The sequence below is a fragment of the Chitinivorax sp. B genome, assembly GCF_005503445.1.
In the GTDB taxonomy this organism is placed as follows: domain Bacteria; phylum Pseudomonadota; class Gammaproteobacteria; order Burkholderiales; family SCOH01; genus Chitinivorax.
Genome location: NZ_SCOH01000003.1, coordinates 221,224 through 230,292 on the forward strand (window position 1 = coordinate 221,224; position 9,069 = coordinate 230,292).

The 9,069-nt window shown below is 55.3% G+C and carries 8 protein-coding genes and 1 pseudogene; 4 read left to right on the forward strand and 5 right to left on the reverse strand.

Translation table 11 applies throughout. The features are described from left to right. Positions 1-104: 104 nt before the first annotated feature. The 3 genes from FFS57_RS03600 (at position 105) to FFS57_RS03610 (ending at position 2,483) form a co-directional block, all read left to right on the forward strand. Positions 105-578, forward strand: a complete 474-nt coding sequence (locus tag FFS57_RS03600) for a hypothetical protein (RefSeq protein WP_137936389.1) — start codon at positions 105-107, stop codon at positions 576-578. 278 nt (positions 579-856) lie between these two features. Beyond that, on the forward strand, positions 857-2,191 hold the full coding sequence (locus FFS57_RS03605) for a GEVED domain-containing protein (protein ID WP_137936390.1): 1,335 nt from the start codon (positions 857-859) through the stop codon (positions 2,189-2,191). 7 nt (positions 2,192-2,198) lie between these two features. Further along, positions 2,199-2,483 carry a hypothetical protein gene (locus FFS57_RS03610; RefSeq protein WP_137936391.1) on the forward strand — a complete coding sequence of 95 codons (285 nt, stop codon included), beginning with the start codon at positions 2,199-2,201 and terminating at the stop codon, positions 2,481-2,483. A 90-nt stretch (positions 2,484-2,573) separates the two neighbouring features. Here FFS57_RS03610 and FFS57_RS03615 read toward each other — a convergent pair whose 3' ends face one another. Next, positions 2,574-4,202 carry a methyl-accepting chemotaxis protein gene (locus FFS57_RS03615; RefSeq protein WP_171013553.1) on the reverse strand — a complete coding sequence of 543 codons (1,629 nt, stop codon included), beginning with the start codon at positions 4,200-4,202 and terminating at the stop codon, positions 2,574-2,576. Positions 4,203-4,516: 314 nt separating this feature from the next. Between FFS57_RS03615 and FFS57_RS03620 the strand changes: the two genes are divergently transcribed. Continuing rightward, the gene (locus tag FFS57_RS03620; RefSeq protein WP_137936393.1) at positions 4,517-5,521 is read left to right on the forward strand and encodes an isopenicillin N synthase family dioxygenase; all 1,005 of its coding nucleotides are present in this window, start codon (positions 4,517-4,519) and stop codon (positions 5,519-5,521) included. 69 nt (positions 5,522-5,590) lie between these two features. Here the strand turns inward: FFS57_RS03620 and FFS57_RS03625 are convergent, their stop codons facing one another. The 4 genes and pseudogenes from FFS57_RS03625 to FFS57_RS03640 all read right to left on the reverse strand — a co-directional run. Further along, the gene (locus tag FFS57_RS03625; protein WP_137936394.1) at positions 5,591-7,315 is read right to left on the reverse strand and encodes a dipeptidase; all 1,725 of its coding nucleotides are present in this window, start codon (positions 7,313-7,315) and stop codon (positions 5,591-5,593) included. Between the two features lie 253 nt (positions 7,316-7,568). Beyond that, positions 7,569-8,399 (reverse strand): ABC transporter ATP-binding protein, encoded by an 831-nt coding sequence (locus FFS57_RS03630; protein ID WP_137936395.1) that lies wholly within the window; start codon positions 8,397-8,399, stop codon positions 7,569-7,571. Beyond that, entirely contained in the window at positions 8,396-8,968 is a 573-nt protein-coding gene (locus tag FFS57_RS03635; RefSeq protein ID WP_171013555.1) for an iron chelate uptake ABC transporter family permease subunit, read from the reverse strand. Before FFS57_RS03635 ends, FFS57_RS03630 begins: the two co-directional genes overlap by 4 nt. After that, positions 8,943-9,069 (reverse strand): annotated as a pseudogene (locus tag FFS57_RS03640) (JmjC domain-containing protein); the annotation flags it as partial. The pseudogene FFS57_RS03640 and the gene FFS57_RS03635, both read right to left, overlap by 26 nt.

A 9,069-nucleotide genomic window follows, 5' to 3' on the forward strand; every position in this document is an offset into this window, starting at 1 on the left:
CCTATATTGCACTCATTGTTAAGATCTGATCACGTGACTGCCGCCAATACACGCACTCTTTCATACCTTCCCTACACCGTTGGCGCCAAAGGAGGCAGCACAATATGAACGAATTTGACACCCTTTTCCAACCCGCTCGATCCCTGGTTGAGCAAGGAAGGCTGCTGGATACGCGCCATACCTCGCCTGCACAACCAGACATCTGGCAATATCTGGTCGATATCAGGCAGGCAAAACACCATGCTTGGCATGCTGATGAAACATTGGTCGAAGTATGGACTGACCTGCGTGAAAAACATGCTGCGATGCTGCCTGATCTGGTAGGCGCATACGAGCATTGGAGCACACATGATTATGACGTGCTGGAAGACTATTTGACATCCAAAGGCCATCCAGAACTGATCGCAGACGTGGAGGCAGACCTGTTTCATGGCTGCGTCAACCACCATTTCAAGGTGGGCGATGCGCTTTGGGAAACGATCATGGCAGCCTATGCTGCCGGCTATTGGCCTTGTGGATGGGGCAAGGCTGCGTTCCCGCAAGGTAACCTGTTGGTATGGAGGCCGACGCCCACCTAGCCCAAGTACTGACGATCCGGCTACAAGGTCTGGCGAATCGCAGCCCAGGTTCTTAAGACCTGTTCAATGTCTTATTGCGCGACCGCGATCGGGGCTCACGTGCTGCTCAACATCCTCAGGTTTCACCCATATCTTCTGGTTTTTGCACCGCACTTCACCTCGCTGACAGCTGGTAGCCACATCATTTCTTAAATCTCTTTACTATATTTATTTACAGCCAATCACTATCATGGTTGTTCCTTTTGTTGCATTCCCTATCAACCTTGAAGGAACCCTTGATGCCAAAACCCTCTCCTGCCTATCTCCTCATTACTGGTTTGATGACCGCCCTCTTTTCCTTGCCAGGTAATGCCGCTGAATTGGCTTTGAGCCCCAGTGCTGCCGCAGATGGCATTGATGGTGGCGAAGCAGGTAACTGGAAGGCAGATGGCAAGTTCGATTTGCTTATCCCCGCACAACAGACCAAAGGCATTGCCTATGTTCGCAAAGTCCGGTCGCTCAACTTCACACAATTGACAGACCGTCGTAGCGTTTACGAATTCAAGCTGCCTGCAATATTGATCAGCAACGATACCCAGATTGCAAGCGCCACGCTTGAATTGCCCATCATCGGCAAATGGGGCGGCGACACCGGCCTGCTGAGTCAGATGTTGCTACATCCATTTAGCGGTAACGACAAAGTGGAACTGGCTGATTTTGCAAAGACCCAGCACTCCGCCATCGTCATCGATCCCAACAAGATGACCGTCAATGCAACCTTTCCGGTTGATGTGACATCTGCTATCAAGGCCATGCGCGGTGGCGCCAATACATCGATTGGCTTTCTACTGGGCATGACTTACTGGAACGATATGGTGAACATTGGCTCACCGGTAAGGCTGCGCGTGCAATACAATGACATGCCGACAAACTATCATCCCATTGTTCAAATCCAGGCTCCGACAACTGGCGCATTGCTGCAGGAAAATGCACCCGCAACGTTGATTGCCGTCGCAACAGATCGGGAAGACAGCGACCTGTCCAGCCTGATTCGCTGGTCTTTGGATGATCAAACAGACAACTTGGGTACAGGTGGCGCAGTGAATGTCAGTTTGCCGGTGGGCCTGCATGTACTCAAGGCTCAAGTGACAGATCAAGCAGGCCAGACAAGCATGACAAGTACCACCGTGCAAGTGAAGCCGGCGATTGCCGCCTGCAGTGCCGTTGGCAATATCCAGCATGAACATATTCAAAGTGTGACAGTGAATGGCCAAGGGCGGGCAGCTGGGAATGACTGGGGGTATTTCGATGGCGTCATTGCACACCCTGCGCTGAATTTGCAACGTGGTCATAACTCGATGGTGCTGACACCGGGTTACTGGACAAGACAACCTACCGCGAGTGAATCATGGCAGGTCTGGATCGATTTCAATCGTGACGGCAGATTCAGTCAGGACGAAATCGTGACCGCCACCCAAGGCACAGGGCCGCTGAAAACAGCGCTGAATATTTTCTCATCCAGACCCGCTGGCAGCTACCGGATGCGGGTCATCATGAATCATGGCGGTGCAGTGCCCGGCTGCAATGGCACCATCTCTGGTGAAGTCGAGGATTATCTGGTCAAACTGAACTGACATTGTGATGGCGGCACGCAAAGGCGGAGAAAAGACTGGCTTTCCTACCCAATCGGCCTATGATCAATCATGGTTGCTGGCCGATGCCTCAAGCCGATCCGGCCGGTCATCCACGTTTCAGGTGATCCGTTTTTCAACATGCCGACATCGCAAGGAGACCACCATGGCAAAAGGCCAACTGCGCGGCAATCGTGAGCCGAAGAAACCCAAGAAACCGAAACAGGCGGTGGTACCTGCCACACCGTTCATTACTCAACCCAAAACAGTAGTGGCCTCAAAAGGCAAACACTGACTGCGATCTTCCATGCAATGCATGAACATCGTTTGATGGTTTGCACAGGCGGCCGACCGGGCCGCCTGTTCGTTTTCCGTTACACTCGCTTCAATTGAATTTGAACCGGGATGCCGACTGTAGTAGCGAGGCCCCCAATTGGTTCAGATGCTTGGAGGAACTGGCCATCTGCCCGATGGCTGCATTGTTTTCCTCAGTGGACTGCGCGATACGTTCAATCTGGCGAGCAATATCCTGACTGGCTACGCTCTGCTCACTCAATGCCGCAGAGATATCGTTCACGGCACTGACCACCTGCCGTGTGCTGTTCAAGATATCCGCAATCACCTGGCCAGCCTCTGCAGACAACGCTACACCGTGATCAACCAGCTCTACGCTTTCCTGCATGCTGGCAACTACCACCGCAACACTATCCAGAATCTGGCGAATCATGCCACCGATCTCTTTGGTGGCGCCGGCAGTCCGTTCAGCCAGACTACGCACTTCATCCGCAACCACGGCGAAACCGCGCCCGTGCTCACCCGCACGGGCAGCTTCGATGGCTGCATTCAGTGCCAGCAGATTGGTTTGGTCCGCCACCGATTTGATGACCGTGACAATACCGGAAACCTGATCAATCAAACGGCTTAATTCCTCCAACTGGCCGGAGGATCGATTGACCGTATCAGCGATCAACCGCATCCGGCCCGCCGCCTGGTCGGTCACATTGGCCCCCTGCGCCGATAACTCGCCAGCTTCAACAGTGACGCGCCGGGTGTCATCTGCGGTATTGTGGATATGACTGATGCTGACAGTCATCTGTTCAACCGCCGCCGCAATTGAGGAAGATGCCTCGCTTTGTACCGTGGCCGATTTCGAGATCTCGACCGAGGAAGTGGCCAGCTCACCCGAGGCCACCGCCAAATCATCCGCACTGTGCTTGATCTGGCCTGCAACCTGTTTCAACTCATCCTGCATATGGTTCAGCGCTGTCAGTAGTTGCCCCGGTTCACTCAAGGCCCCCTTTGGAATGGTATTGGTCAACTCACCCGCCGCAATACGCTGGGCAATGCCGACCGCCAAGCCCAATGGTGTCGTGATGGAACGAATGATCCACCAGGCCAATCCCAGACCCGTCAACAGGCCCAGCACAATACTACCGCTGGACAAATTACGTGCCCAGGCATAATCCTCAGTGGCTGCCTCATATTCTGCCTTGGCTACGGTTGCCTGCAATTCAATCAATTTGGACAGGCTATCGCGTGTGGCATCAAAGTGTTCACGAAATTTGCTTTGTACCATCGACTGTAAGGTGGCAGCCCGGTCACCTGCGTTGGCAGCGGGAATCGTTGCATCCAGCGCCCCCCGAAAGTTTTTGTAATTCTCGGCAAAATTGGCTGCCAATCGTTTTTCTTCTTCTGTTAGATAGGTAGCCATATAAGTCGACCATTCCTTGTCGATACCGGCCACAAATGCTGGCACGCCGCCCATCTCCTGCGCTGCCTTGCCTGGGTCCTCGGCCAACGTTGACATCAACACCCGGCCACGGGCCAGGTGCAGGTTATCAAGAATGGAGGCCAGCTGAACCAAAGGTACCGCCCGATCGGCATAGACCGTCTGCAGACGATCACGAGTCTGCATCATGCCCCTGAGACCAATCACACCCACCAGTATCATCACAACAGACAACAACGCGACCAATACCGCCAAACGGCTTTTTACCGACATGTTATCCAGCATTGTCTGCTCTCCTGGCACGGAATGCGACATGGTCCGGGACTGAGCCGTCAGCCTTGCTCCCTTACCACAACAGCGGGTTGGCGCATGAACCAGCGCCATGTCCCCTATTCAATCTAGCTGGAGTTCGCTGCTTTTTCACGACCATCATTGTGATCGACAACCAACCCGCTGAATTGTTGGGGCGTAGCCGACTTGGCGGCTCAGCGATGGATGCACGCAAACCAACCACGCTTTTAATATTCCAAATTATTATTTATAACATTATTTATTATCGCATTATGATCTATAAGTCTTTGCATCCAACACGATTCACCATGTCGATACATCACCTGCCAACACTCAATCTTGCTGATTTCCAACATGCTGCCACCCGGCCACGCTTTTTGGCCGAACTGCGGGCGGCAGCTCGTGACATCGGGTTCTTTTACTTGACTGGTCATGGTGTCGATGACGACTTGCAGCAACAGGCACTGGCCATCAGCCGCCAGTTCTTTTTGCTACCCACATCGGAAAAGCTGCAGGTACAAATGGCCAATTCACCCCACTTTCGCGGCTATACCCGCATTGGCGGTGAGTTGACGCGTGGACAACAAGACTGGCGCGAACAATTTGATGTGATGCGTGAGTCCATTGCATGGCCGCAGCATGATCCACATGAACCATGGCGCCGATTGCAAGGGCCCAACCAATGGCCAGCAGCCTTACCAGAGATGAAGCGGATCATTCTGTCCTGGCAAGACCAGCTGACCCAGGTCACCCTTACCTTGCTGCGCGCATTTGCGCTGGCACTGGCGCAACCCGAAGGGGCTTTTGAACAGACTGTTCGCGATGGTGCATTTCAGCATCTGAAGCTGATCCGCTACCCGGGGCGCGATCAGGCAGGCAGCAATCAAGGGGTTGGTGCGCACAAGGATTCAGGGTATCTGACATTGGTATTACAAGATGAACAACCCGGCCTGGAAGTGCTGATTGACGAACAGTGGGTACCTGCCACGCCAAAGCCAGGGTCATTTGTGGTGAATATTGGGGAGCTGCTGGAACTGGCTTCCGATGGCTATTTGCGGGCCACACTCCACCGCGTGGTCACACCACCTGCGGGAACAGAACGGCTATCGTGTGCATTTTTCATGGCCGCGCAGCTTGATGCCACGGTACCACTGCTGACCCTGCCCCCCCAGCTTGCAGCCGAAGCCCGTGGCCCGGCCAGCGATCCACATAACGCCTTGTTCTATGAGGTAGGTCGCAATGTACTGAAAGGCCGGCTGCGCTCACATCCGGATGTCGCCAACCGACATTATCACGATCTGGTGGCTGCTTAGCGCCAGCTATGATGCCATATCAACCGACATCACCCGCCACCATCGCTGCGGGTGGTGTCACCTGCCGGGTCATTGCATTTTCTGCAGATTACCGATCCGCACCAGCATTTCAGTGAACATTTGCAGATCTGTACCGAGATCGCTGATTTCCTTGTACTCCCTGGCATTATGAGCGGTGTACTTCTTGCCGGGCATGGCCGGGCCAAAGTTGATTGCGTTGGGCATCTGCTTGGCCGTGGTGCTCCCTGCCGTGGAGACAGGTTTGGCTTCCAGCCCGGTGGTATCGCCAAAGATGTTAAGCAATGTCGCCAGCCAGGGTCCGTTCGGATCACGTGCCATCCAGTTGCCCTGGGAATGGTTGATGTCGAGATTGACCCGGTAGGATTCAGCCCAACGATTCACCCTTGCCGATACCGCCTTACTCAGTGCCACCGGCGTCTGGCCACGCGGCATGCGGACATTGGTGGTGACTTCCAACTTGCCATCCTGCTCACGTAACTGGTTTGGCGACATGGTCAACGGCCCCATGAAATCGTCCGAATACGCCACGCCCATTTTCTCGCCGCGATAACCCAGGCCATATAGATCGTGAATATACTGAATCGCCTTGCTGTAATGGTTGGGCTCCAGCTTGATACCAGACGACAGCAGGAACATGGCCAACCGGGGGACAGGATTTACCCCCTCTTCCGGGCGCGAGCCATGAGCAGAAACACCGGTCATTTTCACTTCCAGGCTGTCGCCCACCGGTTTGAAATCAATTCGGAAAGCCCCACCCTGCGGCGTGTAACGAGCAATGAATGGGTCGCGTGCCGCCGCCAGTTTGCTGGCGATGGCAGACAAATCACCACCTTGCAACAGTGCAGTAGCCGTTTCCGGCACCGTGTTAGCCGACGCAGCGGCAGTCATGGCAATCACCGCCGTCTCTTGGCCGGTGGTCGCTTCGATGGGGAAATAGACCTTCAGATTGCCAGCACCTTTTTCGGCGACGACTGCTGGGTATTTGCTGTCCAGCACAATGTTGTATTCCGGCAACGCGTTTCGCTCACGATAATACTTGATCGCATCACCACCGGTTTCTTCGGTGGTATCAATCATCAGCCGAATGGTGCGTTCCAGCGGCAGGCCGCTTTCCTTCACCACTTTCATCGCATACAGCACGGCCGCCACCGAGCCTTTGTCATCAATCGTACCTCGGCCATACAACTTGTCACCGATACGGGTCATCTTGAACGGGTCCAGCCTGGTGCCATCTTCCAGCACCCATTCATCCGCCACCACCGGCACCACGTCGGCATGGGTCAGGATACCGAATTCTTCCTTACCTTTGCCTGGCAGTCTCACTTCGAACACCCGGTTATCGGCATTACGAAAGGATAGTCCGAAATCCTTGGCCATCGTCTCGACCAACTTGCCAAACTCGATGATCGCGGGATCTTCATGCGGTGGAATTTTGTCGCTGCGTACCGTACGCAAGGCCACCATCTTGTCGATGGTGCGAATGACCAGCTCTTGATTCACCACCCGGTTATACACCCCCAACAGGCGGCCGATATTGATCAGATCATCGCCAGCCAATGCCGCTTTGGCTCGATACCCTTTGACGCTGGCCGCCAGCGCCGGGTCTGCCTTGGCCGCTTCGGTCAGCATAGCCATTAGATTGGTATCGGGTTGGGCTTGCTGTGCACTGATCAGCGCATCCAACTCAGGTTTTTTCAGCGTAGCCGCCGTGGCGGTGTGGCATAGAACAATTGACAGCAGCAGTGACGAGGCGAACAACCGGCAAGGCTTCATCTAGTTGGCTCCGTGAAAATCGGCAGGATGGGAAGTGATCGGAATCAGGCGATCCGACGGCATGGGCAACAGTATCACCAGCCCCGACAGAATTGGTCAACCTCAGGCTCCGTTGACATGCGGGTTGGCGGTCAATCGGGACGACTGCCTGGGGTGGCAGCACACCAGATATTGCAGACAGATCACCAGCGCATCCAAACCCAGCAACCTCCAGGCAAGACGGGTGATGGCGGGCGTCAGTAGGCAGATATGTTCATTTGCACACATCGGCGACCATGGAGCTGGCCAATCCCAGTCCGGACTGCATTCTGGACGAAACGGGGACGACAACCGGTGCACCGTCTGACGGTGCAGTCAGCACATCAGCCTCGACATCGTAAAGCTGCTTGACCAACATTGGTGTCACGATATCGCGTGGATTGCCTGCTGCCACAATACGCCCATCACGCATCGCAATCAGGCGGTCAGCATGGCGAGCGGCAGCAATCAGATCATGCAACACAATGATGATGCTGCGTCCATCCGCAGCCAGCTTTTTCACCAGGTTCAACACCTCGACCTGATGCCCCAGATCCAGCATGCTGGTCGGCTCATCCAGCAACAGCAGCGGGGTTTCCTGCGCCAAGGCCATGGCCAGCCAACAACGCTGTCGTTGCCCACCGGAAAGTGCTTCCAGCGGACGTTGCGCCAGTTCCAGCACGCCGGTGGCCTGCATCACTGCTCGTACCGCTCGTTCATCATCTGTCGACCACTGCCGGAACCAGCCCTGATGCGGATGGCGGCCATGACGAATCAAGCTGCTGACCGTCATTCCCTCAGGGGCCTGCGGTGATTGGGGCAACAATGCCAAGTGCTGTGCGGCCTGTTTGGGCCGCAACTGCCACACATCCTGGCCATCAATCTGCACACTCCCCTGACTGGGTTTGTGCAGCCGTGCAATGCAACGCAGCAAGGTGGATTTGCCACAGCCGTTGGGGCCCACGATCACTGCCACCTCACCTGCCAGCACCTGCAGCGAAACCTGGTGCAGCACTTGCCGCTGCTGATGATGGGCACACAATCCTTGAATGGTCAGGCGACTCATGCCACACCCTCTTTACGATCGCTCAGCAGCAGCCATAACAGGAACGGCCCACCGAGCAGGTTACAAATCACACCGGCTGGCAATTCAGCATGCCCCAGCACCACGCGCCCGATCGTATCAGCGGTCACCACCAGCACACTGCCGATCAAACCGGCAGGTAACAACCCCATCCGGCCTTCTCCTGCCAGCCGGCTGGCAAACACGGGGGCGGACAATGCCACAAAGGCAATCGGGCCGCAAATGCCAATGGCCAGGCCAGCCAGCACCACGGCAGTCAGCAAGGCTTGCCATTGTGTCCATTGCCTTGCCAAGCCAAGGGTTGCGGCCATGTCGGCATCAAAACGCAGCAAGGACAGACGCCGCACGCTCAACCAGGCCAATGGCAATAACGCCACCACCCCGACTGCCAGCGGAAAAGCTGCTGTCAGATCGCGCCCCGCCAGGCTGCCGGCGCTCCAGGTATACAGGGCACTGGCATGCTGTAGCTCTTGACGGGACAACAACAGTTCAGAGAATGCACGAAACAGACTGGCCAAGCCCAGGCCGATGATCAGGATCTCGAAAACCAATCGAATATGTCATTCCAGGCTCAAGTGCTACCCCGTTATGGGCGTATTGAGGTGGTAGGTAAAGCATATCCCCCGGCTCCAATAGCCATTCTTGCTCTGGC

Coding starts and splice junctions, on each gene's coding strand:
- FFS57_RS03600 (WP_137936389.1), top strand. CDS start 105: ATGAACGAATTTGACACCCTTTTCCAACCCGCTCGATCCCTGGTTGAG.
- FFS57_RS03605 (WP_137936390.1), top strand. CDS start 857: ATGCCAAAACCCTCTCCTGCCTATCTCCTCATTACTGGTTTGATGACC.
- FFS57_RS03610 (WP_137936391.1), top strand. CDS start 2,199: ATGGCGGCACGCAAAGGCGGAGAAAAGACTGGCTTTCCTACCCAATCG.
- FFS57_RS03615 (WP_171013553.1), bottom strand. CDS start 4,202: ATGCTGGATAACATGTCGGTAAAAAGCCGTTTGGCGGTATTGGTCGCG.
- FFS57_RS03620 (WP_137936393.1), top strand. CDS start 4,517: ATGTCGATACATCACCTGCCAACACTCAATCTTGCTGATTTCCAACAT.
- FFS57_RS03625 (WP_137936394.1), bottom strand. CDS start 7,315: ATGAAGCCTTGCCGGTTGTTCGCCTCGTCACTGCTGCTGTCAATTGTT.
- FFS57_RS03630 (WP_137936395.1), bottom strand. CDS start 8,399: ATGAGTCGCCTGACCATTCAAGGATTGTGTGCCCATCATCAGCAGCGG.